The 24,473-nt window shown below is 71.1% G+C and carries 23 protein-coding genes; 14 read left to right on the top strand and 9 right to left on the bottom strand.

Going from position 1 to position 24,473, the window contains the following annotated elements:
- Window positions 1-111 precede the first annotated feature (111 nt).
- The 5 genes from AC1DV7_RS12675 to AC1DV7_RS12655 all read right to left on the bottom strand — a co-directional run bounded on the left by AC1DV7_RS12675 (window position 112) and on the right by AC1DV7_RS12655 (window position 5,393).
- Window positions 112-933 (bottom strand): carbohydrate ABC transporter permease, encoded by an 822-nt coding sequence (locus AC1DV7_RS12675; protein WP_477597492.1) that lies wholly within the window; start codon window positions 931-933, stop codon window positions 112-114.
- A 16-nt stretch (window positions 934-949) separates the two neighbouring features.
- Complete coding sequence (locus AC1DV7_RS12670) at window positions 950-1,906, bottom strand: carbohydrate ABC transporter permease (RefSeq protein WP_477597491.1); 957 nt, start codon at window positions 1,904-1,906, stop codon at window positions 950-952.
- A gap of 1 nt (window position 1,907) precedes the next feature.
- Entirely contained in the window at window positions 1,908-3,179 is a 1,272-nt protein-coding gene (locus tag AC1DV7_RS12665) for a sugar ABC transporter substrate-binding protein (protein WP_477597490.1), read from the bottom strand.
- Between the two features lie 46 nt (window positions 3,180-3,225).
- A complete protein-coding gene (locus tag AC1DV7_RS12660) occupies window positions 3,226-4,284 on the bottom strand; it encodes a LacI family DNA-binding transcriptional regulator (RefSeq protein WP_477597489.1) in 1,059 nt (352 codons plus the stop codon).
- 167 nt (window positions 4,285-4,451) lie between these two features.
- Window positions 4,452-5,393: a sugar-binding transcriptional regulator gene (locus AC1DV7_RS12655; RefSeq protein ID WP_477597488.1), complete on the bottom strand. Its 942-nt coding sequence runs from the start codon at window positions 5,391-5,393 to the stop codon at window positions 4,452-4,454.
- Between the two features lie 240 nt (window positions 5,394-5,633).
- Between AC1DV7_RS12655 and AC1DV7_RS12650 the strand changes: the two genes are divergently transcribed.
- The 5 genes from AC1DV7_RS12650 to AC1DV7_RS12630 are packed head-to-tail and all read left to right on the top strand — an operon-like array spanning window position 5,634 to window position 11,686.
- Window positions 5,634-6,905 carry an ABC transporter substrate-binding protein gene (locus AC1DV7_RS12650; RefSeq protein ID WP_477597493.1) on the top strand — a complete coding sequence of 424 codons (1,272 nt, stop codon included), beginning with the start codon at window positions 5,634-5,636 and terminating at the stop codon, window positions 6,903-6,905.
- Window positions 6,905-7,852 (top strand): carbohydrate ABC transporter permease, encoded by a 948-nt coding sequence (locus tag AC1DV7_RS12645; protein ID WP_477597487.1) that lies wholly within the window; start codon window positions 6,905-6,907, stop codon window positions 7,850-7,852. Before AC1DV7_RS12650 ends, AC1DV7_RS12645 begins: the two co-directional genes overlap by 1 nt.
- The gene (locus AC1DV7_RS12640) at window positions 7,852-8,751 is read left to right on the top strand and encodes a carbohydrate ABC transporter permease (RefSeq protein ID WP_477597486.1); all 900 of its coding nucleotides are present in this window, start codon (window positions 7,852-7,854) and stop codon (window positions 8,749-8,751) included. The genes AC1DV7_RS12645 and AC1DV7_RS12640 overlap by 1 nt, the downstream gene beginning before the upstream one ends.
- Window positions 8,748-10,265, top strand: a complete 1,518-nt coding sequence (locus AC1DV7_RS12635) for a mannitol dehydrogenase family protein (RefSeq protein ID WP_477597485.1) — start codon at window positions 8,748-8,750, stop codon at window positions 10,263-10,265. The genes AC1DV7_RS12640 and AC1DV7_RS12635 overlap by 4 nt, the downstream gene beginning before the upstream one ends.
- Entirely contained in the window at window positions 10,262-11,686 is a 1,425-nt protein-coding gene (locus AC1DV7_RS12630; RefSeq protein ID WP_477597484.1) for a xylulokinase, read from the top strand. The genes AC1DV7_RS12635 and AC1DV7_RS12630 overlap by 4 nt, the downstream gene beginning before the upstream one ends.
- A gap of 65 nt (window positions 11,687-11,751) precedes the next feature.
- Here the strand turns inward: AC1DV7_RS12630 and AC1DV7_RS12625 are convergent, their stop codons facing one another.
- A complete protein-coding gene (locus AC1DV7_RS12625; protein WP_477597483.1) occupies window positions 11,752-12,948 on the bottom strand; it encodes an MFS transporter in 1,197 nt (398 codons plus the stop codon).
- 125 nt (window positions 12,949-13,073) lie between these two features.
- On the opposite strand from AC1DV7_RS12625, the gene AC1DV7_RS12620 reads away from it, so the two are divergent.
- Together AC1DV7_RS12620 and AC1DV7_RS12615 are read left to right on the top strand one after the other, a co-directional pair.
- Window positions 13,074-13,529, top strand: a complete 456-nt coding sequence (locus AC1DV7_RS12620) for a MarR family winged helix-turn-helix transcriptional regulator (RefSeq protein WP_477597482.1) — start codon at window positions 13,074-13,076, stop codon at window positions 13,527-13,529.
- 38 nt (window positions 13,530-13,567) lie between these two features.
- Window positions 13,568-14,056: a cupin domain-containing protein gene (locus tag AC1DV7_RS12615; RefSeq protein WP_477597481.1), complete on the top strand. Its 489-nt coding sequence runs from the start codon at window positions 13,568-13,570 to the stop codon at window positions 14,054-14,056.
- A gap of 99 nt (window positions 14,057-14,155) precedes the next feature.
- Here the strand turns inward: AC1DV7_RS12615 and AC1DV7_RS12610 are convergent, their stop codons facing one another.
- Entirely contained in the window at window positions 14,156-15,664 is a 1,509-nt protein-coding gene (locus AC1DV7_RS12610) for a PucR family transcriptional regulator (RefSeq protein ID WP_477597480.1), read from the bottom strand.
- Between the two features lie 102 nt (window positions 15,665-15,766).
- Between AC1DV7_RS12610 and AC1DV7_RS12605 the strand changes: the two genes are divergently transcribed.
- The 6 genes from AC1DV7_RS12605 to AC1DV7_RS12580 all read left to right on the top strand — a co-directional run bounded on the left by AC1DV7_RS12605 (window position 15,767) and on the right by AC1DV7_RS12580 (window position 22,199).
- Window positions 15,767-17,035 (top strand): NAD(P)/FAD-dependent oxidoreductase, encoded by a 1,269-nt coding sequence (locus tag AC1DV7_RS12605; protein WP_477597479.1) that lies wholly within the window; start codon window positions 15,767-15,769, stop codon window positions 17,033-17,035.
- Between the two features lie 116 nt (window positions 17,036-17,151).
- Complete coding sequence (locus AC1DV7_RS12600; protein ID WP_477597478.1) at window positions 17,152-18,366, top strand: acetyl-CoA C-acetyltransferase; 1,215 nt, start codon at window positions 17,152-17,154, stop codon at window positions 18,364-18,366.
- Between the two features lie 70 nt (window positions 18,367-18,436).
- Window positions 18,437-18,736 carry a metal-sensitive transcriptional regulator gene (locus AC1DV7_RS12595; protein ID WP_477597477.1) on the top strand — a complete coding sequence of 100 codons (300 nt, stop codon included), beginning with the start codon at window positions 18,437-18,439 and terminating at the stop codon, window positions 18,734-18,736.
- A 28-nt stretch (window positions 18,737-18,764) separates the two neighbouring features.
- Complete coding sequence (locus tag AC1DV7_RS12590; protein ID WP_477597476.1) at window positions 18,765-18,983, top strand: heavy-metal-associated domain-containing protein; 219 nt, start codon at window positions 18,765-18,767, stop codon at window positions 18,981-18,983.
- The gene (locus AC1DV7_RS12585; RefSeq protein ID WP_477597475.1) at window positions 18,980-19,951 is read left to right on the top strand and encodes a hypothetical protein; all 972 of its coding nucleotides are present in this window, start codon (window positions 18,980-18,982) and stop codon (window positions 19,949-19,951) included. Before AC1DV7_RS12590 ends, AC1DV7_RS12585 begins: the two co-directional genes overlap by 4 nt.
- Window positions 19,941-22,199, top strand: a complete 2,259-nt coding sequence (locus AC1DV7_RS12580; protein WP_477597474.1) for a heavy metal translocating P-type ATPase — start codon at window positions 19,941-19,943, stop codon at window positions 22,197-22,199. Before AC1DV7_RS12585 ends, AC1DV7_RS12580 begins: the two co-directional genes overlap by 11 nt.
- A 96-nt stretch (window positions 22,200-22,295) precedes the next feature.
- Here the strand turns inward: AC1DV7_RS12580 and AC1DV7_RS12575 are convergent, their stop codons facing one another.
- Window positions 22,296-23,405, bottom strand: a complete 1,110-nt coding sequence (locus tag AC1DV7_RS12575; RefSeq protein WP_477597473.1) for a lysylphosphatidylglycerol synthase transmembrane domain-containing protein — start codon at window positions 23,403-23,405, stop codon at window positions 22,296-22,298.
- Window positions 23,406-23,519: 114 nt separating this feature from the next.
- Entirely contained in the window at window positions 23,520-23,870 is a 351-nt protein-coding gene (locus AC1DV7_RS12570) for a UBP-type zinc finger domain-containing protein (protein WP_477597472.1), read from the bottom strand.
- Between the two features lie 98 nt (window positions 23,871-23,968).
- Between AC1DV7_RS12570 and AC1DV7_RS12565 the strand changes: the two genes are divergently transcribed.
- Entirely contained in the window at window positions 23,969-24,466 is a 498-nt protein-coding gene (locus AC1DV7_RS12565; RefSeq protein WP_477597471.1) for a DUF427 domain-containing protein, read from the top strand.
- Window positions 24,467-24,473 lie beyond the last annotated feature (7 nt).

Here is a 24,473-nt window from a genome sequence, read left to right as displayed (position 1 = left end):
GAGCCGTGAGGCCCACGGCGGCGACGGCTCCCGCACCGACCAGGAGCTGGCGACGCGAGGGGGTGAGGGAAGCTGAGGTGGTCATGTGGGTGAGGCTCCAATCGGGTTGGGTCACTTGATGCCGGTGGTGGCGATGCCTTCGATGACTCGTCGCTGGAGGACGAGGAACAAGGCGAGGATGGGGACGATGACGACCGTGGCCCCGGCGAGGAGCAGCCCGTACTCCGTGGAGTTCTGGCCCTTGGCATAGAGCGAGAGCGCGACGGGCAGGGTGAACTTGCTCTCCTCCTGGGCCACGACCAGCGGCCACAGGAAGTTGTTCCAGCTGCCGAGGAACGTGAGCATCCCGAGCGTCGCGAGGGCCGGCCCGCACAGCGGCAGGATGATCCGGGCGAAGATGCGGAACTCTCCGGCACCGTCGACCCGACCGGCGTCGAGCAGGTCCCGCGGCAGGCCCGAGATGAACTGCCGCATCAGGAAGACCCCGAACGGCGTGACCAGGAAGGGCAGGATCAGCCCCGGCAGACTGTTGGTCAGGCCGATGTTGGTCACGAGGACGAACAGCGGGACGAAGGTCACGACACCGGGGATCAGCAGTGTGGCCATGACGACGACGAACAGGGCCTTCTTGCCCCGGAAGTCGAGCATGGCCAACGCGTAGCCGACCATCGAGCAGAACAGCATGTTGCCGGCCGTGACGGCGACGGCCACGACGGTGCTGTTGAAGAAGTACTGCTTGAAGTTCAGCCGGGAGAACAGCTGGGTGTAGTTGTCCAGGGTCGCGGTCTGCGGCCACCACGTCGGGGGGTTCTGCAGCAGCTCGCCCTGCGTCTTGAAGCTGCCGAGCACCATCCAGACGAAGGGTGCGACGACGACTACCAGCACGACCGTCAGGACGGCGTAGAGCAGCCAGTTGGGGCGGGTCCGAGTCATGGTTTTTCCTCAGTCCTCAGGTGTTCTCGCGCAGCAGCCGGAACTGGATCGCGGTGACGACGGCGATGACGACGAAGATGATGTAGCTCATCGAGGCCGCGTAGCCGTAGTTGCCGAACCCGAACTGCTGGTACGTGTACATGGACAGCGAGATGGTGCTGTTGAGCGGCCCGCCGTTGGTCATGACGAACGGCTCCTCGAAGAACTGCAGGTAGCCGATGCCGGTCGTGACAGACACGAACAGCAACGTCGGGCGCAGCATCGGGATCGTGATGAAGCGGAACCGCTGCCAGGCGCTGGCGCCGTCGATCGAGGCCGCCTCGTGGAGGGACCACGGCACGCCCTGCAGTCCGGCGAGGAAGATGATCATCGCCGTGCCGAAGTTGCGCCATGACGCCATGAGGATCAGACCGGGCATCGACCAGTGCGGGTCGCCGAGCCAGTTGGGCCCGTCGACGCCCACCCAGCCGAGCGCGGTGTTGATGAGGCCGAACTCCTGCTGGAGCAGGAAGCGCCAGACCACGGCCACGGCGACGATCGAGGTGATCACGGGGAGGTAGAAGCCGAGGCGGAAGGTCGACCGGAACCGCGTGATTCCCTTGTCCAGCGCCACGGCTGCTGCCATCGCGATGCACAGGGTGAGCGGCATGCCGATGACCACGAAGTAGGCGGTGTTCAAGGCGGCCTTGCGGAACACCGGGTCGGAGAAGGCCCGCGTGTAGTTGTCGATGCCGATCACGTTGACCGAGAACGGCGTCCGCAGGTCCTTCGACTTGGTGTCCGTGAAGCTCATGAAGAGCGACTGAAGCACCGGCCACGCCGTGAAGACGAGGAAGAGCAGGCAGAACGGGAGGGCGAGCATCCACGCTGCGACGCCCTGTCGGTTCGCACTCCCCGGCCGGCGCCCCTGCCGGGGGGTCGGGCTCGTGGAGCCCTTCCCCCCGACCGGGGTCACCTCGGTGGTGGTGGTCATGTTACTGACCGGTGCCGATCGACTCGGCCTGCTGCTGCACGGTCTTCAGTGCGGCCGCCGGGTCGGCGCCCTGCTTGGTGACCTTCTCCATCTCGGTGTCGAAGCCGGTCACGACCTGCTCCCACGTCGGGAAGGTCGGCGGAGCCTGGGCGGTCTCGAGCTGCTTGCCGAAGGTGGCGAGCTTCTTGTCGGCGCTGATCGACGGGTCCTCCCAGGCGGACTTCACCGAGGGGAGGTCGGCCGACTGCTGGTACCACTTGACCTGGGTCTTGGGGTCACTGAGCCACTGGACGAACTTCCAGGCGGTGTCGCGGTTCTTGGCCTTCTTGAACACCACGAGGTTCGAGCCACCGACGAACGAGGAGCTCTTGGTCTTGGCCGGCACCTGCATGACGTCGTACTGGTCCTTGGTGACCCCGGCCTTCTCGACGGCCGACATCATCCACGGTCCCGAGAGGAACATCGGCACGCGGCCGCTCTTGAAGTCCGGCTCGGTCGTCGGGGTGTTGGGGGCGGCCTTGTCCGAGATGCCGTCGGTGAAGTAGCTCTGGTAGTACTTCACGGCCTCGAGGATCTTCGGGTCGTCGAAGTTGTAGGCCTTGCCACCGTCCTTGGCGAGGTTGGCGTCGTTGGACCAGGCGAAGGGCATGATCGACTGCCACGAGCCCTGGCCTCCGGCCTGGAAGCCCATGCCGTACTTGGCGCCGGCCTTGTCCTGCATGGCCTTTGCCATGGACTTCAGACCGTCCCAGTCGGTCGGCGGGGTGGTGATGCCGGCCTTCTTGGCGAGGTCGGTGCGGTAGAACACCAGTCGGGTCTCGACGTACCACGGGACACCGAACGACGTCCCGTCGACCTCGGTCGTCTTCTGGGCGCCTTCGAAGAAGACGGACTTGTCGATCGACGACGGGGTGGGGTCGAGGGCGTCGAACCCGGCGAACTCACCCATCCAGGTGGTGCCGACCATGGCTGCGTCCGGCGTGGTGCCGGCGGTGATGGCGGTCGCGAACTTGTCGTGCGCCGAGTCCCACGGGATGGCGGTCACGTTGACCTTGACGCCCGGGTTGGCCGACTCGAACTCCTTGGCCAGGGTGGGCAGCTTCTCCCCCTCGGCGCCCATGGCCCACACGGTGATGGTGCCGGTCGCCTTGCCGCTGCCGACGTCCTTGGCGGTCTCGGAGCTGGCGCTGCCGCCGCTGTCGCGGCCGCATGCGGTCAGGGTGAGCGACGCAATGGCCAAGGTGGCCACGGCGAGCGCGGGAGTGCGTCTCATCAGGGTTCTCACTTTCCTTCGGGGGGGAGGGGGCGGGGAGGAGGGTTCAGGGGACGGGGGGAGGGTTCAGTGGGGCGGCGCGTGCCGGGGTGGTGGCCGGACAGCCGCAGGAGGCACGGATCACGACCTGGGTGGCGATGACCTGGGGGCTGTTCTCGGTCGTGGTACCCGTGATCCGGGCGTTCAGCCGTTCTGCGGCCAGCGCCCCCAGCTCGCGGACGGGCTGACGGACGGTGGTCAGTCCGGGCACGACGTACCGGGCGGTCATCACGTCGTCCCAGCCGACGACGGCGACGTCGTGGGGGACGCTCAGGCCGCCCTCACGGAGCCGCTTCATCACGGCCAGGGCCAGCTCGTCGTTGGCGCACACCAGGGCGTCGGCCTTGAGCAGGCCGTCCAGGACGAGATCGGCCAGGTCGGTGCCGTCCTTCTCGCGCAGCTCGACCCGCACCGGTGCAGCGGCACGGCGGTGGGCCTCCTTGTGGGCGGCGACGAACCCGGCATACCGGTCGCGGATGTCGGGACCGGAGTCGGGGTCGCCGGCGAAGAGGACACGGCGCGCGCCGTGGCCGAGCACGTGCGCGGTGATCTCGTGGGCGCTGTGGGTGTTCTCGGAGCTGACCGTGTCGAGGTCGGGGCGCGCGTCACCGGCGATGAGGACGACCGGCTTGCTGCCGTGCAGGGCAGTCACGGCCTCCTCGGGGATCGCGGCGGAGCCGAGCATGGCCAGGCCGTCCACCCTGGTGGCGAGCTTGCGCACCGCGCGGGTGAGGTCCTTCTTGCCCTCGGCGAGCATGAGGACGACGCTCTGCCCGAGGTCGGCCGCTCGCGACTCGAAGCCCATCAGCAGCTCGGAGTAGTAGGGGCCCGACAGCTCGGGCAGCACCAGGCCCTGCGCCTCGTGCCGCCGGACGGCGAGGCTGCGGGCGGCGGAGAGGGGGACGTACTTGAGCTCGTCGACAGCCGTGAGCACCTTGGCCCGGGTCGCCTCGGACACCGTCTGGGACCCCTGCAGGACCCTCGAGACGGTGGCGATCGACACCTTCGCACGGTCGGCGACGGAGTAGATCGTCGCCCCGGAGCGGGTGTCTTGCGAGGACGCCATCGGCTGCCTTTCGTCGTTGAAAGCGCTTACATGATTCCCTCGACTATGCCCGGTGCGTGCTGATCGCGCAAGAGGTCGCTCTTGTCCGGACCATGCTGACGTGCACGAATTGCCCTCATCCGCCAGCGCGCGGCTCCTCGCCGCGAGGGCCGTGCGCAGGCCCGCCGTCAGGGGCGCAGCAGGGCCTCGGCGAGCGACGAGTCGCACACCAGGCTGTGGACCAGACGCCCCGCCAGAGCCGCCCGCACGGCGCGCTCCTTGCTCGCGCCGGAGGCGACCGCGACCACCTCGGGGATACGGAGGAGGTTGTCCGGATCAAGGGTGATCAGCCGCGCAGCAACCTTGGGGCGCAACGGTTTTCCCGCTCCGTCGAAGAAGACGCCCGCCAGCTCGCCGACGACCCCACGCTCCGTCAGCTGCACGCGCTCGGCGGGCGTGAGCAGGTCGTGGATCGTCGACGACCCGGCGGCCCACTGGCCGATCCCGACCACGGCCTTCGTCACCGCGGCAGCCCGTGCCAGCCCCTCGGCGACCGCGGGCTGACGCCGCAGCGCATCGGCGCTGGCCTTGGTGTCGAGGACGAAGGGCGCATAGAACACGTGGGCGGCGCTACCGGCGAGGCGCGAGGCCCGCCGGACGATGTCGACGGCACTGCTGTCGAAGTCCTCGAGCGCGATCGCGCCCGTCAGCTGGACCACCTCGACCCGGGGCAGCGAGGTGAGCGAGGCGACGAGGGCGTGGACGTTGCGGGACCACGGCAGCCCGAGCACGTCGCCGGGCTCCAGCACCTCGGTGAGCAGGTCCGCGGCCGCGCGGCCAAGCAGGGCCAGCACGGCGGACGCGTCGGCGTCGGCGGTGTCGACGACCACGGCATGGGTCAGGTCGAAGCGCTCCTGCAGTCGAGCGGAAGCGTCGACGTCGAGGGAGCCCTGGCGCACGATCTCGATGCGGACGAGACCACGGTCGCGGGCCGCCTCGAGCAGGCGGGCCACCTTGAAGCGGCTGATGCCGAGCTCGTCGGCGATCTCGACCTTGGACTGGTTCTGCAGGTAGTGACGACGCGCCACGGCGGCCAGCAGGACCAGTTCGGCGGGGCCGTCAGCTAACACGTCCTCATCCTTCCCGTTGACAGCGTCGCGAGTCGCCGATTTACTCGACTTACTCGTTTGGGCATCATGCCGCTCATATGAGCGCAGGTCAACACAGAGCCGCCCACGACGACGTGGCCGGCGACGGAGGAGGACGCGGTGCGAAGTCGCAACTCGAAGTCGGGACGGGTGGTCGTCGTGACCGCCACCACCGGCCTGGCCCTCAGCGTCTCGGCCTGCGCCGGCTGGGGCGGGGGCGGGATCGGCGGTGGTGGCGCAGACAGCATCAACGTGCTGATGGTCAACAACCCCCAGATGGTCGACCTGCAGAAGCTCACGGCCGACAACTTCACGAAGGAGACCGGGATCAAGGTCAACTTCACGGTGCTGCCGGAGAACGACGTCCGCGACAAGATCAGCCAGGAGTTCTCGAGCCAGGCGGGCCAGTACGACGTCGCCTCGCTGAGCAACTTCGAGATCCCCATCTACGCCAAGGCCAAGTGGATCGCCCCGCTGGACTCCTACCTCGCCTCCGACACGGAGTTCGACCAGGCCGACATCCTGAAGCCGATGACCACCTCGCTGTCCAGCGAGGGCAAGGTCTACGGCGAGCCGTTCTACGGAGAGTCGTCGTTCCTGATGTACCGCAAGGACGTCCTCGACGCCAAGGGCATCACGATGCCGGCCAAGCCGACCTGGCAGGAGGTCGCCGACATCGCGGCCAAGGTCGACGGGGCCGAGCCCGGCATGAAGGGCATCTGCCTGCGCGGGCAGCCCGGCTGGGGTCAGCTCTTCGCCCCGCTCACCACCGTGGTCAACACCTTCGGCGGCACCTGGTTCGACCAGGACTGGACGCCGAAGGTCAGCTCACCCGAGTTCACGCAGGCCGTGAAGTTCTACGTGGACCTCGTCCGGGCGCACGGTGAGAAGGGCGCGCCGCAGGCCGGCTTCACCGAGTGCCTCAACAACCTCGTCCAGGGCAACGTCGCCATGTGGTACGACGCGACCTCGGCGGCCGGCTCGCTCGAGGCCGACGGCTCGCAGTTCAAGGGCAAGTTCGGCTACGCGCCGGCGCCGGTCGTCAAGACCGACTCCGCCGGGTGGCTCTACGCGTGGTCCTGGTCGATCCAGCAGGCCAGCACCAAGAAGGACAACGCCTGGAAGTTCATCTCCTGGGCCAGCGGCAAGGACTACGAGGAGCTCGTGGGCCGCGAGATCGGCTGGACCAGTGTGCCGGCCGGCAAGCGGGCCTCGACCTACGAGAACCCGGACTACCTCAAGGTGTCCTCTGCGTTCGCCGAGCCCACCAAGGCCGCCATCGAGGCCGCCGACCCGGAGAACCCCGGCGTGCAGCCACGGCCCGCCATCGGGATCCAGTTCGTGGACATCCCGGAGTTCCCCGACCTCGGCACCCAGGTCAGCCAGGACGTCAGCTCGGCCATCGCGGGCAAGACGTCCGTGGACGAGGCACTCAAACGTGGACAGGAGCTCGCCGCGGACGTCGCCGAGCGCTACCAGGCAAGGGGGCAGTGATGTCATCGACCACCGAAACCAGGACCGGGTCCAGCACCCCGACCCGACCACCGGCACCGAGCAAGGCCCTCCAGCGCTCTGGTGACTGGGCCCGACGGGCTCCTCTGCTGCCCGCCTTGGTCTTCACGATCCTGATGACCCAGCTGCCCTTCGTGGCGACGATCGTCATCTCCTTCATGAACTGGAACGCCTACTACCCCGACGAGCGCGGGTTCGCCGGCGTGGACAACTTCGCGCGGGTCTTCACCGACACCAACACCCGCAAGGCGGTGGTCGTCACGATCCTGCTCACCGTGTCGGTGGTGCTCATCTGCCTCGTCCTGGGGCTGGGGATCGCGCTCCTGCTCGACCGCAAGTTCCGTGGCCAGGGGATCGTCCGCACCATGATGATCACGCCGTTCCTCGTCGTTCCGGTCGCCGCGGCACTGCTCTGGAAGCACGCCCTCTACAACCCCGAGTACGGCCTGTTCAACGGACTGCTCAAGACGCTCTTCGGCGACAGCGCACCCCAGCCCGACTGGATCACCAACAACCCGCTGGGGGCGATCATCGCCGCGCTGGTCTGGCAGTGGACGCCGTTCATGATGCTGATCCTGCTCGCGGGCCTGCAGAGCCGGCCGCTGGACGTCGTCGAGGCCGCCCGCATCGACGGGGCGAGCTCGTGGCAGATCTTCACGAACATGACGTTGCCCCACCTCCGGCAGTACATCGAGCTCTCCGGTCTGCTGGGAGCGATCTACGTGGTGCAGAACTTCGACCACGTCTTCACGATCACGTCAGGTGGTCTGGGCACGGCGAACCTGCCGTACTTCATCTACCAGACCTTCTACACCGCCCAGGACTACGGCCGGGCCTCGGCCGCGGGCGTCGTCGTGGTCATCGGCACCATCATCATCGCGACCGCAGCGTTGCGCACCGCATTCAGCCTGTTCAGGGAGGACTCCTGATGAGCACCGCAGCCGAGCCCGAGACCAGCGGCACCCCCACTGGCACCGCCCGTGGGTCCGGGCCGACGCAGGAGATCAACCACGCCAAGCCACCACGCAGCGGGGTGCTCCTCTCCGCCGCTGCGTGGGTCGTGGGCGTGCTGTTCGCCCTGCCGGTGCTGTGGATGATCCTCACGTCCCTGCACAGCGAGAACGACGCGGCCAAGAACCCACCCGACTTCTTCGCACCCCTGTCGCTCGACGGCTACCGGTCGTTCTTCGACGCCGGCCCGTGGCCCCCCTTGCTCAACTCACTCACGGCGAGCGTGCTGTCGACGATCCTGGTGCTGCTGCTGGCGTTCCCCGCGGCCTACGCCCTGTCGATCCGGCCCGTGAAGAAGTGGACCGACGTCCTGTTCTTCTTCCTCTCGACCAAGATGCTCCCGATCGTCGCCGGCATCCTGCCCCTCTACCTCTTCGCCCAGAAGGTCGGGCTGCTCGACAACATCTGGTGGCTGATCCTGCTCTACACGTCGATGAACCTCCCGATCGCCGTGTGGATGCTGCGCTCGTTCCTCGCCGAGGTCCCGGTCGAGATGCTTGAGGCCGCGTCCGTCGACGGGGCGTCACTGACGCGGACGCTCAAGGACATCGTCGCGCCGGTCGTCAGCCCGGGCATCGCCTCCGCAGCACTCATCTGCTTCATCTTCAGCTGGAACGAGCTCCTCCTGGCCCGCGTCCTGACCAGCACGGTGGCGGGAACGGCCCCGGTGTTCTTGACTGGGTTCGTGACCAGCCAGGGCCTGTTCCTCGCGAAGGTATGTGCGGCGTCGTTCGTCGTCTCCCTGCCCGTGCTCGCGGCCGGGTTCGCGGCGCAGGACAAGCTCGTCCAAGGTCTGTCGATGGGCGCGGTGAAGTGACGGGGGCCCCAGCGATCCCCCTGTCCACCACCACGCTCGGCGACCTGGACGCGCGCGTCGGCCGGCCGGCATACGACCGGTCTGAGGTCACCGCGAGCATCGTCCACTTCGGGGTGGGCGGCTTCCACCGCGCCCACGAGGCGATGTACCTCGATGCCCTGATGAACGACGGCGCGGCACTGGACTGGGGGCTGTGCGGGGTGGGGGCCCTCCCCCACGACCGCCGGATCATCGACACCCTGCGGGCGCAGGACGGGCTCTACACCCTGGTGGTCAAGCACCCCGACGGTCGGCGCGAGCCGCGGGTCATCGGGTCCGTCGTCGAGGTGATGTTCGCCCCCGACGACCCGGCGGCGGTGGTCGACCGGCTCGCCGACGAGCAGACGCGGATCGTGTCGCTGACCATCACCGAGGGTGGCTACCTCGTCAACCAGGTGACCGGTGAGTTCGACGCGGGCGACGCCTCGATCCGGGCCGACCTGGCTGCGGACTTCGCCGGCGGCGACGGACCCACGACGGTCTTCGGGTTCATCGTGGCGGGGCTTGACCGGCGCCGCCGCGACGGCCGCGCCCCCTTCACCATCATGAGCTGCGACAACCTGCCCGACAACGGCGACGTCGCCAAGGCGATGATCTGCGCGTTCGCGCGGCTTAAGGACCCGGCGCTGGCTGACTGGATGGAGGCGGAGGTCGCCTTCCCCAACAGCATGGTCGACCGGATCACCCCGGTGACCTCGACCGCTGACACCGAGGCGCTGGCCGCCGAGTTCGGGGTGCAGGACGGCTGGCCCGTGGTCTGCGAGCCGTTCACGCAGTGGGTGCTCGAGGACCGTTTCGGCGCGGCGGGGCGGCCCCCGTTCGAGTCGGCCGGGGTGCAGGTCGTCGACGACGTGGTCCCGTACGAGCTGATGAAGCTGCGGCTGCTCAACGCCAGCCACCAGGCGCTGTGCTACCTCGGCTACCTCGCGGGCTACCGCTACGCCCACGAGGTCTGCCAGGACCCGCTGTTCGCCGACTTCCTGCTCTCCTACATGGAGCGTGAGGGCAGCCCCACCCTCCCCGACGTTCCCGGGGTCGACCTCGACGCCTACCGCCGCCAGCTGGTGGAGCGGTTCGCCAACCCCGAGGTGAGGGACACGCTCGCCCGCCTGTGCGCGGAGTCCAGCGACCGCATACCGAAGTGGCTGGTGCCCGTCATCCAGGCCAACCTGCGCAGCGGTGGCGAGGTCGGGCTCTCGGCCCTCGTGGTCGCCTCGTGGGCGAGGTATGCCGAGGGCACCGACGAGCAGGGCAACCCCATCGAGGTGGTGGACCGGCTGAAGGACCGCGTCATGGCCGCGGCCGCGGCCCAGGGGGACGACCCGCTCGCGTTCATCAGGGACCGTGACCTGTTCGGCGGGCTCGCCGACGACGAGCGCTTCGCCAGCGCCTACACCGAGGCGCTCGAGCAGCTGCACGTGCTGGGAGCGCGGGCGACGCTGAAACGGTGGCGCGACACGGTCGGAGGCTCATGAGCGACGCCCCACGCACCCTCGTCGCCGGGGTCGACTCCTCCACCCAGTCGACGAAGGTCGTGGTCTGCGACGCCGGCACGGGCGAGATCCTGCGCACCGGTCGCGCGCCGCACCCCGACGGGACCGCGGTGCACCCCGACCGCTGGTGGGAGGCATTCAGGGCGGCCACCGCGGACGGCCTGCTGGACGGCGTCGCGGCCATCGCCGTCGGCGGCCAGCAGCACGGGATGTGTGCGCTCGACGAGTCGGGCGAGGTGGTTCGCGATGCGCTGCTGTGGAACGACACCCGGTCGGCTCAGGCGGCTCGCGACCTGACCGAGGAGCTGGGCGGTCCGCAGGAGTGGGTCCGCCGCACGGGGTCCGCCCTGGTGCCCAGCTTCACCGTCACCAAGGTGCGCTGGCTGGCCGAGCACGAGCCCGAGAACGCCGCCCGGGTGCACGACGTGGTGCTCCCCCACGACTGGCTGACGGCGCAGATCCTCAAGGAGGGCCACGCGTTCGACGGGTACGTCACCGACCGCGGCGACGCCTCCGGCACCGGGTACTTCTCCAGCACCGAGAACGCCTACCTCCCCGACCTGCAGACCCTCGCCCTGGGTCGACCCTTCGGGGTGCCGCGGGTGCTGGGACCGCACGACGTCGCCGGCCGCACCTCCGGCGGGATGGTCGTCGGCCCCGGCACGGGAGACAACGCCGGCGCCGCGCTGGGGCTGGGGGTGCGCCCCGGCGACGTCGTGGTGTCGCTCGGGACCAGTGGGGCGGTCTTCGCAGATGCCAGCCAGCCGGTGGCCGACCCGAACGGGCTGATCGCGTCCTTTGCGAGCGCCTCCGGTGGCCACCTGCCGCTCATGGCCACCCTCAACGCGGCCCGCGTGCTCACGGCGGCCGCGCAGCTCCTGGGGACCGACCTGGCGGGGCTCGACCGCCTGGCCCTCGCGGGTGAGCCCGGCGCGGGTGGGCTCACGCTGCTGCCCTACCTCGACGGGGAGCGCAGCCCGAACCTGCCTGACGCCACGGGCACCCTCGGCGGGATGACCCGGACCAACGCGACCCCGTCGAACCTCGCCCGGGCCGCCGTCGAGGGCATGCTCGCCAATCTCGTCGCGGGGGTGGACGACGTGCGCCGGCTCGGGCTGCCCGTCGAGAGGGTCGTCCTCATCGGCGGTGCCGCGGCCTCAGCGGCAGTGCGGGCTGTGGCGCCAGGGCTCTTCGGCGTGCCGGTCGCGGTTCCCCAGCCCGGTGAGTACGTCGGTCTCGGCGCCGCGCGACAGGCCGCCTGGGTGCTGGACGGTGGTGAGGCACCGCCGCAGTGGCCGGTGCGCATCGAGACCACCCTCGACCCGCCGACCGACGGCTCCGGTGCCGCGGTCCTCGAGCAGTACGCCACCCTGAAGTCCACCGTCCACCCCTCCCCCTCCTGACGCCCAGCATCGCGCGACCTCGCCGGAGTCCTTGAGGGTCTGGGCTGCCCTGACAGCCCAACCCCTCACAGACTCGCGTATGCCGCGTGCTCGGCCTGAGGCTCGGAGGTGGTGGCCGTGCGGCGGGCCAGGCGGTCTGCGACGACCAGCACCACGAGGGCGCCGAGGCTGAGAGCCGCGCCGTCCCAGATCGTCGAGGCGTACCCGAGACCGGCGGTGATGGTGAGCCCGCCCAGCCAGGCGCCGGCAGCGTTTCCCACGTTGAAGGCCGCAATGTTGGCGCCACTGGCGAGGGTGGGTGCGCCCCCGGCATACGTCATGATCCGCATCTGGAGCCCCGGCACCGTCGCGAATCCGAAGGCGCCCATGAGCACGAGCCCCACGACCGCCATGACCGGCGACGCGGCGGTGAGCGCGAAGAGTCCCATCACGACCGTCAGCGCCGCGAGCACCACCGTGAGCGTCCGCGACACCGACCGGTCGGCAGCCCGGCCACCGACCCAGTTCCCCCCGAACAGCCCGAGGCCGAAGAGCACCAGCAGCCACGGCACGGTCGACGACGCGAACCCGGAGACCTCGGTGAGCGTGAAGGCGATGTACGTGAAGGCGCCGAACATGCCGCCGAAGCCGAGCACGGTCACGAGCAGCGACAACCACACCTGGCCCGACCGGAACGCTCCCAGCTCCCCGCGCAGCCCCGCATCGTCGGCCGCGACCGGCTGCGAGGGGACCAGGGTGGCCATGCCCACCAGCGCGAGGACCCCAATGACGGTGATGGCCCAGAACGTGGACCGCCACCCGAGCTGCTGGCCGAGCAGGGTGCCGAACGGGACGCCGAGCACGTTGGCCGTCGTCAGCCCGGCGAACATCATGGCGATGGCGCCGGCCCTCTTCTCCGGGGCGACGAGGTCGGCAGCGACGACCGAGCCGATCCCGAAGAACGCGCCGTGCGTCAGCGCTGCGAGGATCCGCCCGAGCAGCATCACCTCGTAGGTCGGCGCGACCGCGGACACGAGGTTGCCCGCGATGAACAGGACCATCAGGGCCGTGAGGACGTGCTTGCGGTTGAACCTGGTGACCGCCGCGGTGAGGCCGATCGCCCCGACGGCCACGCTCAGTGCGTAGCCCGAGATCAGCCACCCGGCAGCGGCCTCGTCGACGCGGTAGTCGGTCGCCACCTCGGGCAGCAGCCCCGCGATGACGAACTCGGTGAGCCCGATGCCGAAGCCCCCGATGGCGAGGGCGAGGAGTCCGAGGGGCATGTCGTGCCTTTCAGTGAGTGGCTTCACGAGGATCCGAGGCTTGTATGCCGCGTGTGCAACTACCAGCGCATGCAGCAAGTTAGTTGCATGCGCTGGTTATTGCAAATGCTGGTTATGATGGGCGCATGGGTATCGCTGACGACGCCGTCGAGGTCCGCGCCCAGGGCTGGCGGACCCTTGCCGCGCTCCACGGGCTGATCGAGTCCGCGCTCGAGCGCGAGCTGACCAGCGGCCACGACCTCTCGGTGGTCGAGTTCACGGTGCTCGATGCCCTCTCGCGCCAGGACGGCTGGCACATGCGGATGTCGCAGCTGGCGCGCGCCGCTGCGCTGTCCAACAGCGCGACGACCCGGCTGGTCAACCGGCTCGAGGACCGCAACCTGATCACGCGGATCCTGTGTGCCGACGACCGGCGCGGCATCTACACCGAGCTGACCCGCTCGGGCGTGAGGCTCCTCGAGGCGGCCCGCCCCACCCACGACCGGGTGCTCGAGGAGACGATCCGGCAGGCCGAGGAGACGCCCGAGCTGGCGCCGCTCGTCGACGCCCTGCACCGGCTCCCACCCGCCGTCGCTGTCTGACCTGCGGCCCGCAGACCGACGGGGCAGGATGGGCAGCCATGAGCTACCCGCCGCCCCTGTACGACCGCGACACCGGTGAGGTCAGCGCCTCGATCCGACTGGCCGACGCGGAGCCGGACCTGGTCTATCCCAACGGGAACCGCGTGCACTACCTGTCGACGGGCGAGTCGACCGGCCGGCTGTTCGGCCTCTACCGCTGGGAGTTCGCCGGGCCGCCGAGCGGTCCCGGCTCGCACTTCCACAAGACCATCGCGGAGTCGTTCTACGTCCTCACCGGCGAAGTGAGCATCTTCGACGGCACCCGGTGGAACACCACGCGTCCCGGCGACTACGTGCACGTCCCGCCGGGCGGGTTCCACGGCTTCCGCAACGAGTCGGGTCCTGCGTCGATGCTGCTGCACTTCGCCCCCGGTGCGTCGCGCGAGGCCTACTTCGAGGGCCTGGCCCGCGTGGCCGCCGGCGAGACGATGACCGAGCAGGAGCGGGCCGAGTTCATGCGCTACCACGACAACTACTGGGTGGACTGAGCCCACCGCCGACTTCGTCTACAGATCGCCGAGCCGGACGAGGTTGGGGTGGTCCGGAGTCGGCAGTTCGTAGACGAAGTCGGGTTGGGGGCGAGTCGGCTAACCCAGTGCGGCGAGCTGGAGCCGGGTCGCGAGGCGCACCACGGGGTCGTCGAGGTCGAGGCCGGCTAGGTCGGCGATGCGGGTCATCCGGTAGCGCAGCGTGTTGGCGTGCACGTGGATCGACCGGGCCGCCTCGCCCGGCGCCCCGGGGTGGTCGAGCCACGCGGCGAGGCTGCGCAGGTAGTCACTGCGGTGCGCCTCGTCATGCTCGCGCAGCACCTCCAGCGGCCCGTAGGTGTCGGCCCCCAGGCTCGCCGCCGCGCGTGAGACCGTGACCTCCGCCCAGACCTCCTCGTGCTCCACTGCCGCAACCCCTTGCGCCGCAACGCGTTCGGTCTCCTGCGCCTCGACCCTTGACCGCTCCAGCTCCGCCGGCGTGTATGCCGCGCGGCCGGCCCGCGCGGTCAGCGTCAGGGACTCGTCCCGCGCCTGCCGGGCGACCGAGGCGAGCCAGCCCCACGTCCCGGGTGAGGTGTCGTCCGAGTCGCGCACGACGGCATACGCGCGGTCGTCGAGGTCGGCGAGCAGGGGCTGGTTCCAGGCGTGCCGGCGACCCACCGACTCCCACACGTCGAGCAGGCGCGCCCCGCCCGCCTCACCACCCAGCGCCACCACGCGCCACGGTCCGCGGGGCAGCCAGTCCTCGGCACCGGTCGCGTTGCCGGACAGCACGCCACGCAACCGCTCGACGGCGACCCGGCGGGAGAGGTCGGCCTGGGCGCGCAGGCGCAGCAGGTGCAGCGCGACGACGCTCGAGGTCTGGACGAGCTCGGCGACCATCGTCGCGGCGGGCCGCTCCTCGACCACCGCCCAGATCGACCCGAGCCACTCACCGCCGGCTCGGACGGGGATGACCAGGCGCGCCCTGGTGCCACGCGCCGCGGGGACGAAGACCGGCTCGGACGAGCGCGCCAGCCGGCGGAACACGCCCTGCGCCCGGAACGTCGCGAGCACCTCGTCGGGCACCCGGCGACCGACGATCGTCGACACGCGGGCCGGGTCGGTGAGGTCCTGGCGCGAGGAGTAGGCGAGCACGCGCGACTGGGCGTCCTCGATCGTCACCGGGGCGTCGACCAGGGCGGCTGCGGCGTCCGCGAGGGCGAACAGGTCGTCCTGCACGGGAGCGTCGGCGCGGCGCCCCGGCCCGACCGCCGCGCGGTCCAGCACCCCACGGAGCAGCCACACCAGATGGGCCCACGAGGCCTGTTCGGCGAGTTCGACGAGGGCGATGCCGCTGCGCCTGGCCCGGTCGCGGACCGTGCGTCGGCGGGCGAGCCCGCGGCGGAGCACGACCCCTCCCGCCCCGGCATCCGCGCTGCGGGCGATGAGCTCGCACGCGGCGTCGGCGGTCTCCAGCCCGACGCCGAGGACGAGGTCACCCGGCTGGCCGACGATCCCCTGCGCGGGCTCGGCGATGGTGAGGTCGTCGACCTCTGCCCCGGCGCGAGGCACCCCCAGGGCGAGCAGGCCGCCGAGGGTACCCACGAGGTCGGTGACGGCGAGCATGCGACCAGCATGAAGGTGCTTGTGGCCGGAGCACAAGTGATGCCTAGGTGTTGGTGTCGGTGGCACAAGGCAGGCCGCCCGCCGCGCTGTCACTCTCGATGCATGGCTCCCATCACCGCAGCAGGTCTCCCCGTCCCCCAGCGCGTCGCCGTCGTCGGTGCCGGCATGGTCGGTCTGTCCACCGCCTGGTTCCTCCAGGAGCACGGCGTCGAGGTGACGGTCCTCGACCGCGAGGGTGTCGCTGCGGGTTCGTCGTGGGGCAACGCCGGGTGGCTGACCCCCGGCATCGCGACCCCGCTCCCGGAGCCGGCCGTCCTCAAGTACGGCCTGCGCGCGGTCCTGTCGCCGTCCTCGCCGGTCTACGTGCCGCCGAGCGCCGACCCCAAGTTCCTCAAGTTCGTCACCGGGTTCACCAGGAACTCCACGATGAAGCAGTGGAAGAAGGCCATGGGCTCGCTCGTGCCCGTGAACGACCTGTCGCTCGAGAGCTTCGACCTGCTGCGTGACGGTGGCGTCCAGGCCGAGACCCGGGAGGCGAAGTCGTTCCTCGCGTCGTACCGCACCGAGGCCGAGCGCGTCACCCTGCTCGAGGAGATCGAGCACATCCACGCCGCCGGCCAGGACATCGCGTTCGACGCCCTCACCGGCGACCAGGCCCGCGCCATCGAGCCGAGCCTGTCCGACGAGATCGGCGCGGCCATCCTGCTCAAGGGCCAGCGGTTCATCGACCCGGGCACCTACGTGCACGCGCTGGCCGACTCGGTCAAGGCCCGCGGCGGCAAGATCATGGACGCCGCGACGGTCGCCGACATCCGCGACACCGGTGCCGGCGTCGTCGTCACCACCTCCGAGGGCTCGGTCGAGGAGTTCGACGCCGCCGTACTCGCGACCGGCGCGTGGCTCGGGAAGCTCGCGCGCCAGTTCGGCGTCAAGAACGTCGTGCAGGCCGGCCGCGGCTACTCCTTCTCCGTCGCCATCGACCACGTGCCCAACGGCCCGGTCTACTTCCCCGCCCAGCGCGTCGCCTGCACGCCGATCGGTGACCGGCTGCGCGTCGCCGGGATGATGGAGTTCCGCAAGCCCGAGGCCGCGCTCGACCAGCGCCGCATCCAGGCCATCGCCGAGGCCGCCCGCCCGCTGCTGCGTGGCGCCGACCTCGACAACCGTCAGGACGAGTGGGTCGGTTCGCGCCCCTGCACCGTCGACGGCCTGCCGCTCATCGGTGCCACGAAGTCGCCGCGCGTCTTCGCCGCGGGTGGCCACGGCATGTGGGGCATCACCCTGGGCCCGGTCACCGGACGCCTCCTCGCCGAGACCATGGTCACCGGCAAGCAGGTCGACCAGCTCAAGCCGTTCGACCCGATGCGCTGAGCCCGAGCGCCCAGCGACATCTCTCAGCAGCCCAGCAGCACGCCCAGCAGCACCCTCCAGCACGGGGGCCGGTCTCGCCGACCGGCCCCCGTGCTGCATGTCGGTACCGTGACGCCATGTCCGACGTCGTCATCTGTGAGCCCGTCCGCACGCCCGTCGGCCGCTTCGGTGGCGCCCTCGCCTCACTGACCGCGGCCGACCTCGCATCGACCGTGGTGCGCGAGCTGGTCCGTCGCACCGGGCTCGGCGAGGGCGACGTCGATGACGTCGTCCTCGGCCAGGGCTACCCCAACGGCGAGGCTCCCGCGGTCGGCCGCGTCGCCGCCCTCGACGCCGGGCTCGGGGTGGGGGTGCCGGGCCTCCAGGTCGACCGCCGCTGCGGGTCCGGCCTGCAAGCCGTGCTGTATGCCGCGGGCCAGGTTGCGACCGGCGCCGCGAGCGTGGTGGTGGCCGGTGGGGTCGAGTCGATGTCGCAGGTCGAGCACTACGCGCTCGGCCTGCGCACGGGGGTGCGGCAGGGCGGGGTCGACCTCATGGACCGCCTCGACCGGGCGCGCGCCACGGCCGGCGGTCGTGACCACCCGGTGGCCGGCGGCATGATCGAGACGGCCGAGAACCTGCGCGAGCGCTACTCGATCCCCCGCGAGGAGCAGGACGCCTTCGCCCTGCGCTCGCACCAGCGCGCCGTGGCGGCGCACGCTGCCGGGTTGTTCGACGACGAGCTCGTTCCCGTGACGGTCCCGGGCCGGCGGGGCGCCGCCGACGTGGTGGTCGAGCGGGACGAGCACCCCCAGCCCGGCACGAGTCTGGAGCAGCTGGCCTCGCTGCGCCCGGTGCGGCTGCGCACCGACCCGCTGGCCACCGTCACGGCGGGCAATGCGAGCGGTCAGAACGACGGTGCCGCGGTCTGCGTCGTGACGACCCTCGACGAGGCACACCGGCGCGGGCTACGTCCCCTGCTCGCCCTGCGCAGCTGGGCGGTGGCCGGGGTCGGACCGGAGGTCATGGGCATCGGGCCGGTCGCGGCGACGGAGCAGGCCCTGTCGCGCGCCGGGATCGCGATGGCCGACCTCGACCTCATCGAGCTCAACGAGGCCTTTGCGGCGCAGGTCCTCGCCGTGCTCCACGAGTGGGGGCTCGACCACGCGGACGAGCGGCTCAACCCCCTGGGGTCCGGCATCTCGCTGGGGCACCCCGTCGGCGCGACCGGCGCCCGCATCCTCGCCACCATGGCCCGCGAGCTGCAGCGTCGCGAGGGCCGCTACGCCCTCGAGACCATGTGCATCGGCGGTGGACAGGGCCTGGCAGCGGTGTTCGAGCGCGTCGGCTGACGACTCGACGGCGGTGCCTCGGCGCGCGATGCGGGGTTGACGAAATACCATAGGGGGGTATGGTGTGAGCATGAGCACGGACGAGACGCACCACGGCTACCACGCCCAGAAGGACAGCCACCTCAAGAGGCTGCGCCGCATCGAGGGCCAGGTCCGTGGCCTGCAGCGGATGGTCGAGGAGGACAAGTACTGCATCGACATCCTCACGCAGGTGTCGGCCGCCACCAAGGCGCTGCAGTCGTTCTCGCTCGAGCTGCTCGAGGAGCACCTCGAGCACTGCGTCGTCGACGCCGCACGCAAGGGCGGGCCCGAGGCGCAGGACAAGGTGCGCGAGGCCTCCGACGCGATCGCCCGTCTCGTCCGTTCCTGAGCACCCCACCACCCCAAGGAGACTCGTCATGAGCACCCAGACCTTCGACGTCGTCGGTATGACGTGCGGCCACTGCGCGAGCGCCGTCACCGAGGAGCTCAAGGCCCTCGACGGCGTCACCGACGTCCAGGTCGACCTCGTCGCCGGCGGCACGTCCGCCGTGAAAGTCGAGGCCGCGCGAGAGCTCACCCCGGCCGAGGTGGGCGCTGCCCTCGACGAGGCAGGCAACTACAGCCTGGCGCCGTGAACACCCCTGTCCGCGTCGCCGCCTTCGGCGCTGGGCTGGTGGTCGCGTTCTCCGGTGCCTTCGGCCTCGGCCGGCTCGCCGACATCGGTCTGCCGAGCCAGGACGTGCCCGCCCACAGTCGAGAGGTCGGGACAGGCGAGGGGGACGCGAGCGCGTCATCGGGTCACGGCCCCTCCACCGGGCACGGCACGGCTGGCCACGGCGAGGGCGCCGAGGCCGGGCAGGCCGCGGCGGACCTGCCCGGAGGGCTGCAGGTCGCCCAGGACGGCTACCGGCTCGTGCTCGACCACCCCGTGGCGAACCCCGGCAGCGGGACGCTCTCGTTCCGCATCGTCGGCGCGCACGGGCGGCCTCTCACGTCATACACCCGCACCCACGACAAGGACCTGCACCTGGTGGTCGTGCGCCGCGACCTGGCCGCGTTCCGGCACGTCCACCCACAGCTCGGGGCCGACGGCACCTGGTCCGTCCCGTTCAGCCCCGCGCCGGGCGCGTGGCGGGTGTTCGCGGACTTCGACCCGGCCGGGGCCGTCGGGCCCCTGACCCTCGGGGCAGACCTGCTCGTCCCGGGCGACTTCACCCCCACGACGCTGCCTGCGCCGGCCCCCACCGCCGAGGTGGACGGCTACACCGTGACGCTGGACGGCACGCTGACCCCCGGTCGCGACTCGACGCTCACCCTCTCGGTGAGCCGGGCCGGGCGGCCGGTGACGGACCTCCAGCCCTACCTCGCGGCATACGGGCACCTCGTGGCCCTGCGCCAGGGCGACCTGGCGTACCTGCACGTGCACCCCGACGGCGAGCCGGGGGACGGACACACCACGGCAGGCCCCGTCGTCGTCTTCCACACGACCCCGCCCAGCGCCGGCACGTACCGCCTCTACCTCGACTTCCAGCATGAGGGTGTCGTGCGCACCGCCGAGCTCACCGTGACCGCCGGCCAGGAGGTGGCACCGCATGGCCACTGACGCGTCCGGGACCGCGACCCGCGACGTCGAGCTCGTCATCGGGGGCATGACCTGCGCGTCCTGCGCCACGCGGATCGAGAAGAAGCTCAACAAGATCGAGGGCGTGGTCGCGACCGTGAACTACGCCACCGAGAAGGCCCGGGTGAGCGTGCCGGAGACCGTGTCGACCGACGACCTGGTCGAGACGGTCGAGCGCACCGGCTACACCGCGACCCTCCCGGCGCCACCGACCGCCGAGTCGGCAGTCCACGACGACCAGGGGGACGCGACCGCGGACCTGCGGCACCGGCTGCTGGTGTCGACGGTCCTGACGGTTCCGGTGGTCGTCCTCGCGATGGTCCCCGCCTGGCAGTTCACCTCGTGGCAGTGGGCCTCGCTCGTGCTGGCCGCGCCCGTCGTCGTCTGGGGCGGGTGGCAGTTCCACCGGGCCGCGTGGGTCAACCTGCGCCACGGCGCCTCGACCATGGACACGCTCGTCTCCGTCGGCACGCTGGCGGCGTTCGGCTGGTCCCTCTATGCCCTCTTCTTCGGCACCGCGGGCGAGCCGGGCATGACGCACCCCTTCCGGTTCACCCTCGAACGCACCGACGGCGCCGGCAACATCTACCTCGAGGCCGCGGCCGGCGTCACGACGTTCCTGCTCGCTGGGCGGTATGCCGAGGCGCGGGCCAAGCGCCAGTCCGGGGCGGCGCTGCGCTCACTCGTCGAGATGGGCGCCAAGGATGTCTCCGTGCTGCGCGGACCGGTCGAGGACGAGCGCGAGGAGCGCATCCCTGTCGGTCAGCTGGCGGTCGGCGACCGCTTCGTCGTGCGTCCCGGCGAGAAGGTCGCGACCGACGGCCAGGTCGTGCAGGGGACGTCCGCCGTCGACGCCTCGATGGTCACGGGTGAGTCGGTGCCCGTCGAGGTCGGTCCGGGCGATGCCGTCGTCGGCGCCACCGTCAACGCCGGCGGCCGGCTCGTGGTGCGGGCCACCCGGGTCGGCAGCGACACCCAGCTCGCCCAGATGGCCCGGCTCGTCGAGGACGCCCAGAACGGCAAGGCCGACGTGCAGCGACTGGCCGACCGGGTCTCGGGGGTCTTCGTCCCGGTGGTCATCGCGCTGGCCGTGGCCACCCTCGGCTTCTGGGTGGGCACCGGAGCGGGCTGGACGGCTGCGTTCACCGCTGCCGTCGCCGTGCTCATCGTGGCCTGCCCGTGCGCCCTCGGGCTCGCGACGCCGACCGCCCTCATGGTCGGCAGCGGACGCGGAGCCCAGCTCGGGCTGCTCATCCGCGGGCCGGAGGTGCTCGAGTCCACCCGGCGCGTCGACACGGTCGTGCTCGACAAGACCGGGACGGTCACGACCGGTCGGATGACCCTCAGCGAGGCCGTGGCGGCGAGCGGCGAGGACCCGTCCGAGGTCCTGCGGCTCGCCGGAGCGGTCGAGGCCGCGTCGGAGCACCCTGTCGCCGTCGCCATCGCCGCGGCCGCGCTGGGCTCCGGGTCGCTGCCCGCGGTCGCGGACTTCAGCAGCACGGCAGGGCTCGGCGTCCAGGGCACGGTCGAGGGGCACGCCGTGGTCGTCGGCCGGCCACAGCTGCTCGCGGACTGGTCCGTCGTCGTCCCTGACGAGCTCAGGGAGGCCGCGCGGTCTGCGCAACAGCGCGGTGCCACTGCCGTGGTCGTCGCCTGGGACGGCGTCGCGCGGGGCGTGCTCGCCGTGGCCGACACCCTCAAGCCGACGTCGGCCCAGGCCGTGGCCGAGCTCCGGGCACTGGGCCTGCGACCGGTGCTGCTGACCGGCGACAACGCCGCCGCGGCAGCAGAGGTCGCCCGGCAGGTGGGCATCGACGAGGTCGTGGCCGACGTCCTGCCCCAGGACAAGGTGGCGGTCGTCGCCCGGCTGCAGGCCGAGGGCCGCACGGTGGCCATGGTCGGGGACGGTGTCAACGACGCGGCTGCGCTGGCCCAGGCCGACCTCGGGCTGGCGATGGGCACCGGCAGCGATGTCGCGATCGAGGCCAGCGACCTGACGCTGGTGCGCGGCGACCTGCGCGCGGCCCCCGATGCCATCCGGCTGGCCCGCAGGACCCTCGGCATCATCAAGGGCAACCTGTTCTGGGCGTTCGCCTACAACGTCGCGGCGATCCCGCTCGCCGCATCCGGCCTGCTCAGCCCGATGATCGCGGGGGCGGCCATGGCGCTGTCGTCCGTCTTCGTCGTGACGAACAGCCTGCGGCTGCGAGGTTTCCAGTCGGCACGCTGAGGTCTTTGATGGATCCGCCACGCCAGGACGTGCCAGATCCATCAAAGACTCCGGCTCCGGGACGCGGGAGCGGGAGCGGCTCGGAGACGCGGGGGGTCAGGCGGTGACGAGGGCAGGGCGGCGACGCATCGACCAGGCGAGCATCGACAGCCCGCCCACGGGGATCTCCATGCCGAACGTGAAGGCCCGGTAGAGCAGCACTCCGGCGGCGGCCAGCGTCGGGTCGACCCTCAGCGCCACGAGCACGCCGGTCATGCCGACCTCGACCACCCCAGTGGCACCGGGGGTGATGACGACCATCGACAGGATCCGCTCCACCGCGAACGCCGCCAGGACCACGGCGGGGTTGACCTCGGCCCCGAGCACCCGCAGTGACAGCCAGAGCAGCATCGCCTGCAACACGGCATACGCGATCTTGCCGAAGGCCATCCGCGCCCAGCCGGTCGCGATCACCGAGGCGCTGTCGCGACGGAAGGCGGCCGCCGTGGCGGCGAAGCCGTCGGCCGGGGGACGGAGCACCCGGACGTGCTGGCTCAACCGGTCGGCGCCCCGGCCGAGCCACCGGACGGTGCGGTCGTCGCGGGCGAGCAGCCACACCACGAGCACGACCACGGTGAGCAGGGCGAGGCCGACGTAGGCCGCGGTGTTGACTGCCCCGGTCACCTCGACCTTCGCCACCGCCAGCCAGCACAGGGCCACGCCCGGGAGCACCAGCTTGAGCGCGGTGTCGAACAGGTTGGTCACGAGGGCCCAGCGCGCGAAGGCCGGTGAGGCGAATCCCCAGGAGCGGGCCATCTTCCAGTTCGCCACCGTCCCGGCGGCACCACCCAGGGGCAGCAGGTTGGAGACGAAGGACCCGGTGAGGTTGAGCATCAGCGCCCGGCGGTGCGAGAGGCCCGGCATCGCGGCGGTCAGGGCGGGGGTGTGTGCCCACAGCCCGGCGATCCAGACGATGCCGAGCAGCACGACCTGGGCAAGCGACAGCCCACCGAGGGCCGTCGCGATGTCGGCCCAGTTGGCGCCGGCGACCCGGGGGAGGGCCACGGCCACGATGCCGCTCGCGAGGGCACCCGTGAAGAGCAGCTTGGCGGCCCTCCGCCCGCCGCGACCCCCCGGTGCGCGACGGGCCGGCTGGGTCGGCGCCGTCAGCGGCCGCACGGGTGCGGTCGGTGCCGTCGGCGACATCAGCGCGAGGTGGAGGGCCATACCTCCACGGTGACGGGGGTTGGCCCACGGCGACATGGGGGCTTGTACCCAGATCGACCCCAGCACTGACTAGTCACCCTCAGGGTCATCCCTGAGGGTCGACGGCCACGAGGGCTAGTGGATCTTGGTGCGCCAGTCGGCCGGCACCCGCCCTGCCGGGCCGGGCGTCGGCTGGTCCTCGGGGCGACTCTGCGGGTCGGCGCGCCGGGGGCCGAGGAACGCCTTGCCGGTCCGGAAGTCCCAGAACCAGTCCTCGCCCGGCTCGAAGCTCATGACCACCGGGTGGCCGGTCTGCTCGAAGTGGTGGGTGGCGTGCTGGGCCGGCGAGGAGTCGCAGCAGCCGATGTGCCCGCACTGTGCACATCGCCTCAGGTGGACCCACCACCCTTGTGCCGCAGTGCATTCCACACAGCCGGTGCCGCTCGGACCCACCTGCGGGTCGATGCCCTCGTCCTGCTCTGCCATCTGGCCACCTCCGTCCCGCCAACGTACCCGGGAACGGCCATCGCCGCGTGACGGTCCTCGGTCGTCGTGGGTGCTCACCGTTGGCCTAGCGTGAGGTCATGAACCGCCCGCACCCCGAGCCCGCCGGCCCGGGCCAGGAGTCCGTCTGGGACTACCCGAGGCCACCGCGCGTCGAACCCAGCACCGAGCACGTCGAGGTGTGGCTTGCCGGCGTCCGGGTGGCTGACACCGCCACGTCGTGGCGGGTGCTCGAGACGAGCCACCCACCGACCTACTACCTGCCCCGGGACGCCTTCGCGCCCGGAGCCCTTCGGGCCGCAGCCGGTATGACGTGGTGCGAGTGGAAGGGGCAGGCCTCCTACCTCGACGTGGTCGCCGCCGACGCCGTGGCACCGCGCGCCGCGTGGTTCTATCCGCAGCCGACCGCGGGGTTCGAGCTGCTCGCCGACGCGGTGGCCGTGATGCCCGGCCTGGTCGAGCGGTGCACCGTCGACGGCGAGGCGGTGCGTCCCCAGGAGGGTGGGTTCTATGGCGGCTGGGTCACCGACCGCGTCGTCGGTCCCTTCAAGGGGGCGCCCGGCACCCTCGGCTGGTGACGCGGTG

It is taken from the genome of Pedococcus sp. P2_E4 (assembly GCF_056403935.1).
This window is presented reverse-complemented; position numbering and strand designations above follow the sequence as displayed.